Consider the following 16,637-nt stretch of genomic DNA (forward strand, 5'->3'; position numbering starts at 1 on the left):
CCTTACATCGTCAACGGTCTCCGACATCAGAGTTGCACGGTGTTTCGAGATCGGGCAGGTCGCGGTAATCCAAGGCATCATGTATCCTTCTGTGTGCAGAAAAGGCTTAGTCCTCAACGATCGCCGTATCACAGTCTTTGCCCATAATGTCGCATCATGTCTGTGCATTGCACAGAATTCAGCGAACTGCCGTTCGTTGCTTCGTTGCGGCCGCCGCATCCAGTTCAGCGAGGCCATCCCCGGCGATCCCAAGGCGATCTTCTATCTCGCCGACCAGGCGGGACTCGAGGGCATTGTCTCCAAGCGCGCCGACAGCCCGTATCGCAGCGGCCCGACATCGAACTGGCTGAGACCAAGAGCTTCACCGTCCAGGAATGCGAGCTGCTTGGCGTCGAGCGCGAGCCGGGCAAGGCGGCATTCGCCTTGCTGGCGCAACCTGGCACCGGAAAATATGTCGGCTCGGCCTTCATCAGCCTGGGTCGCGATATGAGGGAACGGCTGTGGAAGCGGGTCCAGGAACATGCCGGTCCACCTCCGGCGGCGTCAAGAAGCGACCCGCGACGCAGTGGCTCCAGCCGGGGGAGGTCAAGCTGTGCGTCAAGCACCTCCGCGCGGCGAGCACACATATATACGAAGCGCTCGTTGCAGGGTTTCGGTGATGAGGGAAACCTAATACCCATGCGCCGATGGATCGGGTGGTTGACGCCCGCCCTCCTGCTGCCGCATTGAACCCGGAATGCTTAGCTAGATCCCCCGCCAGACAAAGGAGTGACCCCATTTGTTGCGTGTAAGACCTTTTCCCATCGCGGCAAGGACTGCTTTTCTGGTCACACTGGCCGGTGTCCTCGTGCTCGCGCTCTCACCGGTGTGGCTTTTGCAGAATTTTGGTTTCGGCCTCACCTCTCATGATGACAAGCTCAATCACGCCGCGGCGTTCGTCGTGCTGACGGCTATCGGCAGTCTCGCTTGGCCAGAGCACAGAGCAAGACTGATAGTTTTTCTCGCCCTTACCGGCGCCGCGATCGAGATACTGCAGGGCATGCAAATAATAAGTCGCGACATGGATATCTTCGACTGGTTTGCCGATTGTGTCGGCATCGCATGCGGGCTCGCGATTGCAAGCTGGACAAAGAAATTAGTTCGCGGAGAGTCTCCTAACTAAGAGCCCGCCTGCCAAACCCAGCAATGGCCAGCGGGCCCTAATCAGCGCGCGAGGGGCCTGTTCTTGCGCCAATTTCTCCTCCTGGAGATGACGCTACCAAGTACAAAGAGCCGCGGCTGTTCCCGACGCCGCCTGTGCACCGGACCATCGCGCGGGCAGGTCAGACTTAGGTCTCGATGATCGGGGCGAGAGTGTCAATTCGAGCAGCGGGTCAGTCGCTCGTCCGTCTCGATGATCGCCTTTGCAAGCGCCTCGCCCTCATTCACCGGCAACGGTCCATAGAGCAAATTGACCGCCTCCTCGCTCGGCAGAACGCCGGCTGGACAGGTGAGTTCGATCGCCATGCCCACGAGCTGCAGGCCGGTGCGCTCGCCGTAGATGTAGTTTTCGTCTTCCATATGCCGGATTCTGGCGCTGGTCTGGCGATCGTCAAGGCCGGCTCAGGCCCATCACGGCGCGCGCCCTGGCTCCAGGGCACCTGGAAGGCGGATCAGTTCATCGCTCATGCTCAGGCGACCGTCTTCTGAGAACATCTCGATCGAGCAATCGCGCAAAGCGTCTTCGTCTTCGCCGAGCATCTCGGCGACATATCTGAGGGTGTAAAGAGCCGAGCTGCGACATCCCATCTGATGGCTCGTTTATGTGAGGCCCAGATCAGGCGGCTTTACCTGCTGCGATCGCCATTGGGCTCCAATTCCAGGGAAGCAAGTCCTCGAGCCGTGTGATCGGCGTGTCGGCGATGCGGGCGAGGACGCCGGCAAGCCAGGCCTGGGGCTCGATGTCGTTGAGCTTGGCGGTGTTGATCAGCGTCGCCATGAAGGCGGCCCGATCAGCGCCGCGATCGGAGCCTGCGAACAGCCAAGCTTTCCTGCCGAGAGCAAAACCACGCAGCGCCCGTTCGGCGGCGTTGTTAGTCAGGCAAATGCGGCCGTCGCTGAGGAAGGACGTGAAGCCGTTCCAGCGGCTTCAGCACATAGTCGATTGGCTCAGCAAGCGGAGAGCTTCGGGACAATTTTGCCCGCTCGCTCCGCATCCATTCCTCAAGCGCCTCTGCGATCGGCCGGCTTTCCTGCTGGCGTCATTGCAGGCGTTCGTCGGCGGCAAGACCGTTGATGTCGCGCTCGATATCAAACAGCAGGTCCATTCGTTTGACCGCCTCGAACGCGATCGGGGAGATTGGTGCGGCATCCTTGCCGCGCTAGGCATTGGTGGCGATGTCGGCGAGCACGAAGAACTTGCGGCGCGCATGCGCCCATTACAGCGTCTGGGTCAGCGGACCAGGGCCACGATCTGCCTTGAAGAGCGGATTGTAGCCGCTATAGGCGTCCGCCTGCAGAATGCCGCTAGAGGTCTCCAGATGGCGCTCAGGATGTTCCTGCCGCCGATCGCGCGAGGCGGCACGGTTTTTCCTTTGGGGTGTCGCTCAGCCCGAATTCTTTAGATCGACGCCCAAGACGTTCCATGGCATAGGGTGTCGCGAGATTCCACCTTCCGGAGCAGCCTCCTTACAATGTTTGCAGATACAACTCCCGTCCTAAGTTTCTGTATCGCGACGTTCAATCGACGCGAGATGGCAACCGCCTTGGTCCGTGATATTTTGGCGAGCGACCAACCGATCGAAGTTTGCATCCATGTAGACGGATCAACCGATGGAACTTTGGAGGAACTGCTTTCGATCAAGGATTCTCGTTTGACTGTCACTTCAGGCATGAATTCCGGAAGTGCGGGGTCGAGGCGGGTAGCCGTTGCCCGAGCTAGAGGCAAATTCATCGCAATCTACGATGACGACGATCAAATCATCGTGCAAAATATTCCAGCTATAATTAACCATTTGATGGGCTGCACAGACGATGGTCTGTGCGGGATTGTCGTACATTACATGGAAGCAGACGGGCGCCTCCATGGAAGCCAGTTTGTAAGAAGACGGACCAACTTCCTTCAAATGAGGTTCGACGACCACGTACAAGGCGATAAACGTGAGATCGTTCGCTCGGAAATTCTAAAGTCAGTGGTCGAGAAATACTATAGGGGCGCCCGGCGGGTACCCACTTCGCTCCTCTGGTACAGATTAGCTCTTAATTATGACGTTATGTGTGTCGATGAAGCGATTGGTGTTAAGTGCTACTTTCCAGGTGGCCTGACTTCGGTCATCAGCAATGTAAAAAGAGGTAGCCCTGCGCCAATGTTAAAACACAAAATAACGATCCTGCTAGGGTTTATTTTTGGTCGACATAGGTCTGTCACAGCTGCGGCACGGTCTCTGTTATCCAGTGTGTACTATTCCGTATTCATACTCCGGCAGGCCCTGACGGGAAGGCAATAGTGTGAGTATCTCTCACCCTCCCTCAGACTCGGGCCGAGGCTATTCAGTGTCACCTTGACCTCATAGGTGTACGGACTATCCTGATGCTGATACGCTGACACGGCAAAGATACGAAAACACCGCCACAATCGTTTTGGATTAGCTTCGGCATGACGGCCAGATCCCGGCAAGAATGTACGCCGTCATTTTTTGCGGCGCCTATGCTTCCATCTCGAACGCGTGCCAACCTCGCGTCCGCACTCCTGGAGAGCATCGATGTAGCGACGGACCACAACTCTCTCGTCAAACTGCTGCTCTACTTTCGACCGCCCCGCCGCTCCCATGGCCATCCTCTGGGCAGCGCCGAGATTAATAAACTTCATCAGTTGCTCTGCCAGGTGCGCTTGATCCTTAACTCTGCAGAGATACCCATTTACACCATCATCCACTACGTCCCGACATCCTACCCAATCCGTGGTGATTATAGGTCTGCTGAGCGCAGCGGCCTCGAGCAAACTCCGGGGTGTTCCCTCTCTGTAAAATGACGGGAGCACAACACAATCAGCGTTTTGAATGAATGGCCTAACGTCATCAGAGGATCCGAGGTATTCAACAATCCCCTCATCTTGCCACGCTGCCAACTCCAATTCCGTTATTGCGTTGCTGCCTTCTCCGATAAATCCCAGTATCTGAAACCGCGAAGCCGGTCGCAAGCTCTTCACAACCCGCGCTGCCTCGACAAATTCTAAAACCCCTTTCTCGCGCAGCAGCCTACCAACGAAAATGAATGTCAATCCCTCGGCTGAGCAGTCATTGGCCAGCCTTGCCGAGCCTCGAAAATGCGAAAGATCTATTCCGGAACCTGGAACAACCAGCGTCTTCGATGGCTCGACCAATCGCCTTTCCGAAAAGAGCTCGCGGTCCTGATCGTTTTGAAATATGATCTTAAACGCTCTGCGGAAGGATATTCGATAAAGTCCCTCTACTACAAACCTGAGCGACCTCTTACCTGAGAAGGCAGCACCAAGTCCAGGGACGTTGTTAATCACCGGGATAGACAACCAGCTAGCCGCCAAACTACCAAATATATTCGGCTTTATAGTAAAGCTTAATATGGCGTCCGGCCGCGTGGTCGAAAATATCTTGTAGTAATGACACATCAGCTTGATGTCTGCCAAGGGCGACGTTCCATGTTCCGCCATTTTTACCGGTATAAAATCACAACCAAGTTCGACGACCCGATCCTCATAACCATCGGCAACAGCAACTACCGTGACCCTATATCCAGCCGCGATCAGCGCACGAACTAACCCCGCACGGAAATTAACGATGTTCCAAGCCAAGTTGACAATAATGATCAGGTTTTGGCCTTTCATACGGCCCTCACCAGATCTATCTTAAACGCAAGGGACGCACCGCAGCCCTTCAGCGGCACCGAGCTCAAACTCGTTGCGCCCATGCATAAGCACGGCTGTCAGAAATCACTAGGCGTTTCACACTGTACAGCCCAGAGTTCTCAATTCTATCAACTGCCTTAACGACGCCAGGAAATAGCTTGCTGGTCACGTCGTCAAAAACGATCATATCGCCTTTCTTCTGGCGCGCCGAAACCAACTCAAACTCTTGCATGACGCTGCTTTCGATATGCTGGGCATCAAGAAACGCAAAATTAATGCGATCCAAGCCGACTTTGGGCAAGAGGTCCAAAGTGTCCCCCTGTAAAAACAGAATGTTTCGCGCCAAGTCCGCCCAGGGCTGTAGGATCTCAGCCCGAGATTTGGGCCCATCATGGTCGTCAATGCAATTCCAGATCTGCCGTTTCAGGTGAGGCAAGACGTCCAGCGTAACGATCCGGCCAGCAACCCCTTGGTCCGCCATCGCCTTGCTCATGCAAAGTGCCGAAAACCCCCGAGCTGTACCTGTCTCGAGCACCGTTGCGAAATCTAGGCCCGAATTACTGAGCATATTGCGCATCAAAGTGTAAAGCAACCTCCCGTGAGGATAGGCTAAATCGGATTTCTTTTTTACGATTTGCGTATGAAGCGCAAGCTCATCAAGCCACTTCCGATCAATCGTGTAACCCAGGTCCCTCTCGAGCCGATCAATCTCATAGTACTCCTGCTGTTGTGCTTGCTGGTGCCACCTAAGGTATTGCTCCCTAGTGGCATGTGGCGCAGTTCCGAAAGGGGCGTTGTTCCACCGTGAGTCAACCGCACTGTTCACTCTAGCACGAATTCCGAGTACAGCCTCTTGTATGTATGGCGCGAGCTTCATCCACAAATCCTTCCTGTTGCCCAGCTCTGGTGTCTAACCAGCAGCAAGGTCATTAGAGTTGATGCGCAGTATGCGAACAAGTATGACAATTCAAAAGCCAGCGAAATTCCAGAGCCGGTCAAACCCGCGCAAGACGCGATCATTACCGGGATCCCGGCCAAATATCCCAGGGCTATAACGAGCGGACGTCTGTTGTTTATGGCAATAGGGTCGACTGCCATTTTCTTAGTCCGGTTCAACACGATTGTTATTGACACTATAATGAACGAGAGAGGGCGAAACAGTTCGTTTGAGACGCTACTAAAATATCCAGTTTCATAAAAAGCCATAATTCCAGCAAGGGCGACAAAAGAGCACAAGGCGGCTAGCGCGGCTCCCCCCATTAACGTTCGCCGAAACTCTGAAGTATCTCCGGTTGAGGCATGTTTAAACGCGTTCGGGACTGTTACAAAGGACGACGCGTTTATAATAAACCCCACAACCCTCTGTGCTAAGTCAACGGAAAACGAAAATACCCCAAGATGCTGCGCAGTGCCAAACCACAATATTACATAGCGCATTCCTAGATACAAGCATTGTTCCGTTATAGTGCTCAACGTATAACTTCCTCCGACTCTTAGCGTCTCCCTGACAACAGATAATCTCGGCAGTAATGAGATCGACGGCCGGGAGAGCAAAAGAGAAATCCCTGCTGCGACTGCGTAGCTTGCTGAAAAGGCGATAAGAGCGATTGATGGTGTCGGATTTGGTCTGATAATCACCCAAGCCAGGAGGATGTAGGCTATAGACTGAGCGAGAGATGCTGTACCATAAAGCCAAAGAGAGAGGCGGGCGTGCAATATTTCCTGAACGGTTGTATAGAACCCAAACGCTACGAACGGCGCAATAAATGTCCACGGCACCAATCCTAAATATGCCGGCAGAGATACAACGACAGCCAGAACTAGGGAGACAAGTGCAGTCAGTGAAACAAGCGACGACTCGTATTCTTTGATCTTACCTTCAGCGGCAATCTTGGCATGCTGGGAGACTATGGCGAACGCGAATGGACCGAACGCCACGCTGGATACCAAGCCTGACGTGGCGACTATAGTACTATAGGCCCCATAGTCCGCGGCAGGCATCCATCTACCTATCAGCAAGAGCGTGATCAGGTTAATTACGCCGGGACCAGACCTTATCACAACAGCCTCGACAAGTCGAAGCATCGTTCTCCACACTTACCTCTCCAATTCTATGATGGGGTGAATTTCTTACCTAGTTTACGCTAACTCGGAACCGCTTCGCTAAGTTTCCCTCTCCGGAGTTTTCGCCTTCGACTACATATGAAAGATAAAGCTTCACGGAGCGCGTCGATATCGCCGCGCGATAGCCTTCCAACGTTTTCAGTGCGTCGTGGTCCTCCAGGAGAGCTTTTGCAAGTGATTCCTTGGAGGATTCCGCGACCACTACTCCGGCCAACGTGTCAAGATCTCCAGAGCAAGGGGTGGTTACGATTCGTTTCACCCCACATGCCATCATCTCAATCAAGACATTGGGAAAACCTTCGTGCGAAGAGGTCAACAGGCCGTAGCGTGCGCCCTTCATTACAGGAAACGGGTTCTGAAGCTGCCCAGCAAAGATCACCTGATCCGTGAGTTCTAGTGAGGCGGCGTACCCTTCAGCCTCGGCCTGGAGAGGACCAGATCCAATCATTACGAGCACCAATTTTCTCCCGGTCGTTCTCACGATCTCGTGCAGCGTATCGAGTGCTAAAAGCGGCCTCTTTACCTCAACCATCCTTCCACACCACACTATGTAGGGCGTGTTGGCAGTTCTTTCCTCAAAATCTGTGGCTATCGCCTGCTCGGCGAGCGAAGCAACTTCTACAGCGTCAATCGGATTCCCAAGCACGCTGACACGATCAAATGCACTGCGAGGCGTCACGTTCTCTAGCGCCGCCTTCATTTCCCCGGTCTGGGCGATAATCAAATCTTGACTACCGTAGACAGAGTAGAGAGTTCGATATGCCGCCAATCTAAGACCTCCGTAGCGTTTGGCGAAGATCGTGGATTCTCGCGTGACAAACCGTTTACAGCGAAGCCAACCAACCCGGTGGCAGGCCGCCAAAAACGCATTCATCCGTATGTGTGACGAAAACACCAAGTCGTAGCGGGATTTGCGGAGCCTCGCGAGCAACCCCCACTCGCTCCCAAAACGCCCCCCCCCAACACCATAGCTCACCCGCGCTGTTCCAACGCGCCCTCCAAAGAATGACGGCGTTGGTCCGGCCAAAACGGCAATCTCGACGTCCCAATTGTCCGTTAAGGACAGTTCTTTTGCCAGTAGCGAAACAACCCTCTCGGCGCCACCCGCTCGATCGATAGGAACAACGAACAGGGCCCTACGCATCACACAATTCTCTCTGGCGTCAAATCCAAGTATCCTAAACCGACCCTTGGCGCGCACCAGTGCCACCGCCGACGTTTCGCCTCAGAACATAAGCAAACGTTTCACCGGCATCTTTGCCGATCAGCGCAAATGAAACCAGCTGCCATCCCCTCCACAATATGTAAAATGGCACGAAAAAGCTAAAATAGGAACTAATCCAGAAGACGTTACGCTCCTCAACAATTAGACCGTTCTGCAATGCCAATTCTTCGATAAGACTGGGGACACATTTATCATAATAGGCTCTGAACCCATCGTGCCCTTCTCCTTTTTTTGGAAAGATTGCAAAGAGTATCCTCCTCTTTACCGACTCAGGGAGAATTAAATTAATTCTAGCAAAGAGGGCGTTTCGACACGGAGCAAAGATAAACACCCTACCTCCTGGCCTGACGACACTTGCAATACCCCTAATGGCCTTCCCGGTGTCGTACACATGTTCGAGTGTGGCCTGACAAACAACAGAGTCGGCATCCCCTCTCCCAGTGTATTGACACAAATCCGCGGCTATCGTTTCATCGTATATTCCGCTTGGAGCAGCGGCTAGTTCCTCAGCACTTATGTCGATACCCACAACTCTCAAATTCATCCGTATCTTATCTTCTAAACGGATGCATGGTTCAGAGCCGCCCCCAAGATCATAGACCAGCGAACCGTTTGAAAATGCTCCCGGCAAAATCTGGGAAAGGAAATGCTCGTTTCCGTCGCGCCGCAACGCAATAGGCAAGAACCCGTCTATCCATCGGCAGACCTTGATGTTGAAGTTTATGAACCGCCTAGCAATTCCCATTCGTCTCCCTCTTCAGGAAAGTATTGCGTGTCAACGAGACGCGTTCATTAAATGGAGTAGTATTCTCTATACCACGCGACAAACATTGCTACGCCATCCTTCACGCTAGTCGTTGGTTTGTAGCCAAGAATTCTAGATATCTCGGAGACATCGGCGAAAGTGTCCGGTACGTCACCAGGCTGCAACGGATGGAGTTCTGTAATCGCCCTAATTTGTAAGGCATCTTCCAACGCGCGAACATACTCAGACAACGGCACAGGTGTGCTGTTTCCTATATTAAGAATCCGCCAGGGTGCACTACTGGTTGCAGGGTCCGGATCAGCTGAGTTCCAGTCCGGATTCGGTGCTGCGGGCTGGTCGCTTGCACGAACAACGCCCTCAGCAATGTCCTCGACGTAAGTGAAGTCGCGCGTATGGTTGCCATTGTTAAATAATTTGATGGGCTCCCCAGCCAGGATACTTTTGGTGAACAGGAAAAGCGCCATGTCCGGGCGGCCCCAGGGACCATAGACGGTGAAGAAGCGAAGGCCGGTGGTAGGCAAGCCGAACAGGTGGCTGTAGCTGTGCGCCATCAGTTCGTTCGCGCGCTTTGTCGCCGCATAGAACTGCAGCGGATGGTCGGCAGGGCGATGCTCGGAAAAGGGCATGTTGGTATTCGCCCCATAAACGCTTGAGGTACTTGCGTACGTCAGATGGGCGACACGACCGGCGCGACATGCCTCAAGGATGTTGGTGTAGGCGGTGATGTTGCTTTCCACGTAGGCATGTGGGTTTTCCAGGCTGTAGCGCACCCCAGCCTGGGCGGCGAGATGGATCACGCGATCAAATGAATGAGCAGTAAAGCAAGCATCCACCACACCCTTTTCAGCCAGATTGCCGCGGATGAAATGAAAGCCCGAATTGCTTCTGCGGTTGGCTTGATCCAGCAACCGCAGTCTCGCTTCTTTGATTTCGGGGTCGTAGTAGCTGTTGACGTTGTCTATTCCGACCACCTCATCACCGCGCTCCAGCAAACGCTTCGATACGTGATAGCCGATAAACCCAGCGGCGCCGGTTACTAAAATTTTCATCAGAAACGTCCATCCGTAATTTCCTTGGGAAACAGGCCCTTGATGTCGTAAATGACACCTGGGCTCTTGCGAAGGGCCTGTAGACCGGCAGCCCCCAGCGCATGAAATTGCCTGTGCCCCACCGCCACTATCACACCGTCATAGGCCCAAGCGGGACTGTCTTTCATACTAAGCACGCCGAGTTCTCGAGCACATTCCTGCGGATCGACCCAGGGGTCCCAGAGGTCAACTTGGGCATTATATTCCTTTAATTGTGTGACTAGGTCGGCCACCTTGGAATTTCGCAAATCCGGGCAATTTTCCTTGAAGGCTGCGCCCATCACAAGAACTCGGCTGCCAACGACGGATATTCCTTTGCGCATCATCAGGCGGGCTGTCTGGTCCGCTGCATGTTTTCCCATGCCGTCGTTGATTCGACGCCCTGCGAGTATGACTTCCGGATGGTAACCGAGTTCTTGAGCCTTGTGGGTGAGATAGTAGGGATCTACGCCGATGCAGTGACCGCCAACAAGGCCCGGGGTGAACCTTAAGAAGTTCCACTTGGTGGCAGCGGCATCCAACACCTCCAAGGTATCAATTCCGAGCTTGCCGAAAATCAACGAAAGCTCATTCATCAACGCAATATTCAAGTCGCGCTGCGTATTCTCGATCACTTTGGCAGCTTCAGCCACCGCAATGCGACTTACAAGATGCGTTCCTGCTGGCACGATTGAGGCGTACAACTCATCAATGGCCTTTCCTGCTTCAGGAGTGGACCCACTTGTCACCTTGACAATGGTTTGCAGCCGGTGCTCTCGGTCGCCTGGATTAATACGTTCAGGGCTGTAGCCCATGAAGAAGTCTCGGTTGAAACGGAGACCTGATGCCTGTTCGATTAATGGGGCGCAAACCTCTTCCGTGCAGCCCGGATACACGGTCGATTCAAAAATGACAACTGCTCCAGGCGATAGCGCCTCTCCAACGGTCTTTGAAGCCAAAATCAACGGCTTCAAGTCGGGCCTGTTGGCCTTATCAATCGGCGTAGGGACAGTGACAATGAATATGCCACAGCTCTTAAGATCGGCCACAGAAGTTGTGAAGGTTAAACCGGAGGCAAGTCTAATCTCCTCCTTATCTGCCTCCAATGTGGCGTCCTCGCCTCTCTTCAACGAAAGAACTCTATGTTCGTTGATGTCAAATCCGACCACCTCGCGGATCCTCCCGAATGCGACGGCGAGTGGCAATCCGACGTAGCCCAACCCTATAATAGCTATTTTCTTGGAATCTAGATTCAACGGAAACACTCTTTCTTGGGACATCTTTTCCACATTTGGTTTAATGTTAGAACACCCTCGCTCATCGCGCACCAAATCCTGTCAGCATGGTTCGGATGGTACGAAACACAATCAGCACGTCGAGCCAAGGGGAGAAATTCTTAATGTAGTAGAAGTCGTAATGCAGCTTCTCCAGAACATCGTCCACGGCCGCTACGTGGCCTTGGTTGACTTGCGCCCATCCGGTAATGCCCGGCCGCACGATGTGGCGATATCGATAGAATGGCAGCTCCGCCTCATACCATTTAGAGAGTACGAGTGCTTCTGGCCGCGGTCCGATCCAGCTCATCTCGCCCCGCAGGATGTTGAAGGCCTGCGGCAACTCGTCGATCCTGGATTTTCTCAAGAACTGCCCGAAACGGGTAATGCGTGTGTCGCCGGCCTTCGTGATGGCCGCTTCCTTCTCGTCGACAGCCGTGTCGCTGAGCTTCATCGTTCGAAACTTGTAAACCTCGTACGGACGCCCTCCGTAGCCCATTCGCTTCTGTCGAAATAGCGCCGGTCCAGGCGAATCGATCTTTACCGCGATCGCCACGACCATCAGCAATGGCGAGAAAACAACAAGCACAAACAACGCAGAAACCCAGTCTATCGTCTGCTTTATTTTCAAGTAGGCCTGGTTTGGATTCAAGGAACCTAGAGTGTTTTCAGAAAGATGCTCGATTTCCACCCTGCCTGTGAGCGACTCGCTTATTTGCTTGACATGATAGACCGGCGTACCCGAGAGCGCGCTGTCGGCAATATACCGCTCCCACTCATCTGAAAGGTCGGCTCTAAGATCGGCCACCACACCGGTCGCATACTCGACGGCCGTATCGGGCGAGTGAATCCTGTGCCAGCTAACTCCCGGTATGCTCTCCAGCCTGGTGACGTCTCCGCCCGGGATTATGGCCAGCGTGTGTGCATCGAGCCGCCGGGTGGCCAAGCTCAAACCAAAATACCACAATGTCGATTGAATAAAGCTCGCCGCTGCCTGGAACCGGCTGTAGTCGAACCTAAAGAAGAAGATGGTCGCGAACACCAGGCCATAGGTCAGGGCGAAGGTCGGCAGGATGTAGCCAGCCGCTGCAACACCCGGGAAATTGCCGATACGCTTATAGAAGAAATAACCTGCTGTGTGAGCGGTAAATGCCGCAAAGATCGTAACCTGTAGGTTCGGTGACCGGATCACCTCGTGATCGACAGATAGGCGGATCAGCGCCGGCAGCAGTATCGCGAATGTCAATCCGCCAAGCAGCTGAAAGCGCATCCGGAGCAGCAGATGCCGTCTCTTGGGCAAATGGATGGTGGTGGCGATCAATTTGAATCCCGCGAATCAGGCGCCATGAAAAACCTGGACATTCACTTGACCAGATACCGCTCTCGGCCAACGCTGGAGTAGGAAATGCCTTCCTTCACAACGTCCTCCTCGCGGTAAACGTTTCGAAGGTCGACCATCACCGGGGTCGCCATGAGTGCTCGGAGCCGCTTCAGGTCAAGTGACCGAAACGCGTTCCATTCGGTGACGATGACGATCGCATGCGCGCCGTCGGCCACCGCGTAAGCGCTTTCCCCAAAATCAATTCCCTCGATCATCTTTCGAGCCTGGTCCATACCGACCGGATCATAGGCCCTGATCGAAGCGCCCGCGTCCTTGAGCGCCTGAATGATCGCCAATGACGGGGCATCGCGCATATCGTCGGTGTTTGGCTTGAACGTAAGGCCCAGGATACCGATTGTCTTGGCGCGAACCGAGCCTCCGCAGGCCTCGATCACCTTGCGCGCCATTGCCCGCTTGCGCTGGTCGTTTATCGAGACCGTCGTTTCAATCAGCCGCACCGGGCTTGCCGCGTCCTGCGCGGTCTTGACCAGTGCCAGCGTATCTTTTGGGAAACAGGAGCCGCCATAACCCGGCCCGGCGTGAAGAAACTTTGCCCCGATGCGATTGTCCATGCCGATGCCGCGCGCGACGTCTTGCACATCGGCTCCCAGCCGCTCGCAGAGATCGGCAATTTCGTTGATGAAGGTGATCTTCATCGCCAGAAAGGCGTTGCCGGCATATTTGGTAAGTTCCGCCGTGCGCCGGCTCGTATAGAATATCGGCGCCGCATTCAGCGAGAGCGGGCGGTAGACCTCGCCCATGATCGCCTTGGCCCTTTCGGCGTCGGTTCCAACAATGATGCGGTCGGGCCGCTTGAAATCCTCGATCGCCGATCCTTCGCGAAGAAATTCGGGATTGGACACCACAGTAAAGTCTGCGTCGGAATTTTGCTCCCGGATAATTCGTTCCACTTCATCGCCAGTACCGACAGGGACGGTGGATTTCGTCACCACGACGGTAAATCCCTTGATCGCGCGGCCCACTTCTGCCGCCGCGTCATATACGAAGGAGAGATCGGCAAAACCGTCGCCACGTCGTGACGGCGTGCCCACGGCGATGAAGACTACATCAGATTGAGAAACCGCATCCGCCAGATTGTCGTCGAAACGCAAGCGGCCTTGCGCCACGTTCGTCGTTACCAATTCGTCGAGCCCTGGCTCGTAGATCGGGATTTTGCCGAGCTTTAGCATCGCAAGCTTTTCCGCATCGCGATCGACGCAGCAGACCTGATGGCCAAAGTCGGCGAAGCAGGCGCCCGAGACGAGTCCCACATAGCCGGCTCCAATCATTGTTATTCGCATATCGCATACTCCCAATCAGCGCCGATGTGATCTCGCCAGACAGCGCCTGGTCCCACCAAAGAACGGCTACCGCACTCCCGGGTGAAAACCCGAGAGCCGATCCTACAATTTACATCGCCTCGCGGCACCTCGGTGCTTGCGATTAAGCGATGGCTACGAGATCCCTGGCATCAAGGTCGACAGGGATCTCGCCATTTATGATGGCAACCAGAACCCGAGCCCTTCCGGCTGGATCGAGCCGGTCAAGGCGACCGATCATTTCCGCGAACGGGCCGGAAAGGATCCGAACCGAAGCACCGGCTGCGAGGCCGCCGCTGAAATCGAGCAAGCCATGCCTGCCGGTCAACGCAATGAAGCGCTCTACCAGACCGGAGGGGACAGGCAAAGGCCGGTCCCCTTGCATGACGAGGGAACGCACACCGAAGGTTCCGTTGATCGAGCGCCAACGCTGCAACGCGACGTCAAGGGCGATGAACATATAACCGGGAAAATAAGCCGCAACTCGTGTTTCGAGCCGCCGGGCATGACGCACGGTTTTCTCGCAGCGCGGCACAAAGGGCTGGAATCCCTGGATCCGGAGATGCCGCTCGGCGACGTGCTCCTTTCCAGGAAAGACGCTGGCGGCGTACCAGCGCGTTGCCGGCGCGGCGGTCGGCTCAGGCGACAGGGCTGTTACCCTGCTCGTTGTTTTTTCCGCGCTACTCACGTGTCTTTCCTTCGGCGGTCGGCGGCATGATCTTAGGTCAACGGTTACGACAGTGTGTGGATACCAACAAGCAACCAAGCCACTAGAGTCAAAGCGGTTGGGTTAAGAATTTCCTACACATTGTCCAGAAATTTAGCTGTGCCTAAATAATCACCGAGCCGCTTTCTTTTTCATCTGGCGGAGATGCTATGTCGAGCAATTTCCATACGTAGATGCTTGGTTACGCTGGTCGTGCCGAATCGACCGTTGGTTCTGGTCCTTAGTCCCTCGACTTGAAGCTAGTGTGACGGGCTCGCCGAGTCATGGGGTTTCACGACCGCTTCAACAGCGACCAGACTGCCGGCACCAGGCTCGCGGCCAGCGCAACCTTGATCAGATCACCGACGATGAAGGGCACCACCCCGAACTGCCAGGACTTTTGCGGGCCGATCAACAGCGACAGCCAGGCAAAGCCCATTGCCATCATGACGATCTCGGCCACCAGCATGGCATTGAAGAGCTTGATAGGATGGCGATCCCAGCCGCGGTCGGCAGCCCAGCCGACGATCGCCGCCATGACGACGAAGCCGGCTAGATAACCGCCGGTCGAACCGAGCATGTAAGCGATACCGATGCCCTTTTCGGGCGTGCTCTGGAAGACCGGAAGGCCCAACGCGCCCTCTGCCATGTAGAGAAGCAGCGTGGCGACGCCAAGGCGCATACCGAAGGAGGCAGCGATCAGGAAGACGGCGAGAGTCTGCATCGAGATGTCCACCGGGCCGAGCATGACCTTGGTCTTGGCAGACAAGATCAGCAGCAGCGTTCCGGCGATCGCCAGCAAAAGCTGTCCTGCCAGCCGGGCCGTGCCCTTTTCAGGCAAAGCGAGAGAAATGAGCGGACGCATCGTCGTTGCAGTTGCCATGGTCTTCCCCGTTCCGGATTGCCGCCGAACGCGGCCTTGCGTTTTCCTATATTGGCTTCCGTGCTATGCGGCAATCGGTTTTGCCCTCGCCCCAAAAAAGGTCGCGACGTTCGCATGGAGCTGAAATTCGATACACGCTTCGATCCGGCCTACGGCCAGGGCGTAGCCGTTGCGCCTGGTATTCAACGCGTCACCGCCAGGAACCCAAGCCCATTCACCTTTCACGGAACCAACAGCTATGTAGTCGGGCGCGAGACGCTGGCGGTGATCGATCCCGGACCGGATGACGAGGCACATCTTCGAACACTGCTCGAAGCAATCGGGACCAGGCCGGTCAGCCATATCTTCGTCAGCCACACGCATCGCGACCATTCGCCGCTGGCGGCGCGGCTGAAGCAGCATACGGGTGCGGTGGTTCTGGCGGAGGGCCGGCATCGCCCGGCGCGGCCGTTGCGCCCCGGCGAGGTCAATTCGCTTGATGCCAGCGCCGACACCGGCTTTGTTCCTGATATTGCGGTGCCGGACGATATGGTAATCGACGGCGACGGTTGGGCGATCCGGACGGTGCTGACGCCCGGCCATACCGCCAATCACGCGGCCTTCGCGCTGGAGGGAACCGGCATCCTTTTCTCAGCCGATCACGTCATGGCGTGGGCAACCACGATCGTCGCGCCGCCGGATGGCGCGATGGCCGACTACATGACATCGCTCGAGCGGCTGATCGAACGCGATGACCGGCTGCTGCTGCCCGGTCATGGCGGGCCGGTGACCGAGCCGCGCAGCTTCATGGGCGGATTGAAAACGCATCGCAAAATGCGCGAACGCGCAATTCTGGAGCGGATCAACAGCGGCGACCGGACAGTCAAGGACATGGTGGAGGCGATCTATCGAGACACCGACCCGCGCCTGCATGGCGCGGCCGGCCTGTCGGTGCTTGCCCATCTGGAAGACCTGGTGGCGCGCGGCCTGGTCCACACCAATGGCGCGCCGGCTATCGACGGCATCTATTCGCCGGCAACGTAGCGCACTTC

At 55.4% G+C, this 16,637-nt stretch carries 16 protein-coding genes and 1 pseudogene; 3 read left to right on the plus strand and 14 right to left on the minus strand.

The genetic code is table 11. The annotated features are described in order from the left end of the window. Window positions 1–261: 261 nt before the first annotated feature. Window positions 262–522, minus strand: a complete 261-nt coding sequence (locus tag NKJ46_RS30430) for a hypothetical protein (RefSeq protein ID WP_352493521.1) — start codon at window positions 520–522, stop codon at window positions 262–264. Between the two features lie 256 nt (window positions 523–778). Between NKJ46_RS30430 and NKJ46_RS30435 the strand changes: the two genes are divergently transcribed. Next, window positions 779–1,162, plus strand: coding sequence for a VanZ family protein (locus NKJ46_RS30435; protein WP_352493522.1), 384 nt, complete (start codon window positions 779–781; stop codon window positions 1,160–1,162). 194 nt (window positions 1,163–1,356) lie between these two features. Here NKJ46_RS30435 and NKJ46_RS30440 read toward each other — a convergent pair whose 3' ends face one another. Continuing rightward, complete coding sequence (locus tag NKJ46_RS30440; protein ID WP_352493710.1) at window positions 1,357–1,560, minus strand: hypothetical protein; 204 nt, start codon at window positions 1,558–1,560, stop codon at window positions 1,357–1,359. Between the two features lie 256 nt (window positions 1,561–1,816). After that, window positions 1,817–2,558 (minus strand): annotated as a pseudogene (gene tnpC, locus NKJ46_RS30445) (IS66 family transposase); the annotation flags it as partial. Between the two features lie 114 nt (window positions 2,559–2,672). On the opposite strand from tnpC, the gene NKJ46_RS30450 reads away from it, so the two are divergent. Then, window positions 2,673–3,485: a glycosyltransferase family 2 protein gene (locus NKJ46_RS30450; RefSeq protein ID WP_352493301.1), complete on the plus strand. Its 813-nt coding sequence runs from the start codon at window positions 2,673–2,675 to the stop codon at window positions 3,483–3,485. Between the two features lie 182 nt (window positions 3,486–3,667). Here NKJ46_RS30450 and NKJ46_RS30455 read toward each other — a convergent pair whose 3' ends face one another. The 11 genes from NKJ46_RS30455 to NKJ46_RS30505 form a co-directional block, all read right to left on the minus strand. Further along, window positions 3,668–4,840, minus strand: coding sequence for a glycosyltransferase family 4 protein (locus NKJ46_RS30455; RefSeq protein ID WP_352493302.1), 1,173 nt, complete (start codon window positions 4,838–4,840; stop codon window positions 3,668–3,670). Window positions 4,841–4,904: 64 nt separating this feature from the next. Further along, the gene (locus NKJ46_RS30460; RefSeq protein WP_352493303.1) at window positions 4,905–5,738 is read right to left on the minus strand and encodes an O-methyltransferase; all 834 of its coding nucleotides are present in this window, start codon (window positions 5,736–5,738) and stop codon (window positions 4,905–4,907) included. Beyond that, window positions 5,735–6,946, minus strand: coding sequence for a lipopolysaccharide biosynthesis protein (locus NKJ46_RS30465; RefSeq protein ID WP_352493304.1), 1,212 nt, complete (start codon window positions 6,944–6,946; stop codon window positions 5,735–5,737). Before NKJ46_RS30465 ends, NKJ46_RS30460 begins: the two co-directional genes overlap by 4 nt. Before the next feature lie 49 nt (window positions 6,947–6,995). Next, window positions 6,996–8,186: a glycosyltransferase gene (locus tag NKJ46_RS30470; RefSeq protein WP_352493305.1), complete on the minus strand. Its 1,191-nt coding sequence runs from the start codon at window positions 8,184–8,186 to the stop codon at window positions 6,996–6,998. Beyond that, window positions 8,164–8,955 carry a class I SAM-dependent methyltransferase gene (locus NKJ46_RS30475; RefSeq protein WP_352670376.1) on the minus strand — a complete coding sequence of 264 codons (792 nt, stop codon included), beginning with the start codon at window positions 8,953–8,955 and terminating at the stop codon, window positions 8,164–8,166. The genes NKJ46_RS30470 and NKJ46_RS30475 overlap by 23 nt, the downstream gene beginning before the upstream one ends. 47 nt (window positions 8,956–9,002) lie before the next feature. Beyond that, window positions 9,003–10,025 (minus strand): NAD-dependent epimerase, encoded by a 1,023-nt coding sequence (locus NKJ46_RS30480; RefSeq protein ID WP_352493307.1) that lies wholly within the window; start codon window positions 10,023–10,025, stop codon window positions 9,003–9,005. Then, on the minus strand, window positions 10,025–11,323 hold the full coding sequence (locus NKJ46_RS30485; protein ID WP_352493308.1) for a nucleotide sugar dehydrogenase: 1,299 nt from the start codon (window positions 11,321–11,323) through the stop codon (window positions 10,025–10,027). Before NKJ46_RS30485 ends, NKJ46_RS30480 begins: the two co-directional genes overlap by 1 nt. 37 nt (window positions 11,324–11,360) lie before the next feature. Next, window positions 11,361–12,638, minus strand: coding sequence for a sugar transferase (locus NKJ46_RS30490; protein WP_352493309.1), 1,278 nt, complete (start codon window positions 12,636–12,638; stop codon window positions 11,361–11,363). 41 nt (window positions 12,639–12,679) lie between these two features. Next, window positions 12,680–13,999 carry a UDP-glucose dehydrogenase family protein gene (locus NKJ46_RS30495; protein WP_352493310.1) on the minus strand — a complete coding sequence of 440 codons (1,320 nt, stop codon included), beginning with the start codon at window positions 13,997–13,999 and terminating at the stop codon, window positions 12,680–12,682. A gap of 142 nt (window positions 14,000–14,141) precedes the next feature. Beyond that, window positions 14,142–14,705 (minus strand): transcription termination/antitermination protein NusG, encoded by a 564-nt coding sequence (gene nusG, locus NKJ46_RS30500; RefSeq protein WP_352493311.1) that lies wholly within the window; start codon window positions 14,703–14,705, stop codon window positions 14,142–14,144. Window positions 14,706–15,015: 310 nt separating this feature from the next. Next, window positions 15,016–15,606 carry a biotin transporter BioY gene (locus NKJ46_RS30505; RefSeq protein ID WP_352493312.1) on the minus strand — a complete coding sequence of 197 codons (591 nt, stop codon included), beginning with the start codon at window positions 15,604–15,606 and terminating at the stop codon, window positions 15,016–15,018. A 114-nt stretch (window positions 15,607–15,720) separates the two neighbouring features. Here NKJ46_RS30505 and NKJ46_RS30510 point away from each other — a divergent pair, with 114 nt between their 5' ends. Further along, window positions 15,721–16,629 (plus strand): MBL fold metallo-hydrolase, encoded by a 909-nt coding sequence (locus tag NKJ46_RS30510; protein ID WP_352493313.1) that lies wholly within the window; start codon window positions 15,721–15,723, stop codon window positions 16,627–16,629. Window positions 16,630–16,637: the final 8 nt, after the last annotated feature.

It is taken from the genome of Mesorhizobium sp. M0166 (assembly GCF_040322255.1).
Classification (GTDB): Bacteria; Pseudomonadota; Alphaproteobacteria; order Rhizobiales; family Rhizobiaceae; genus Mesorhizobium.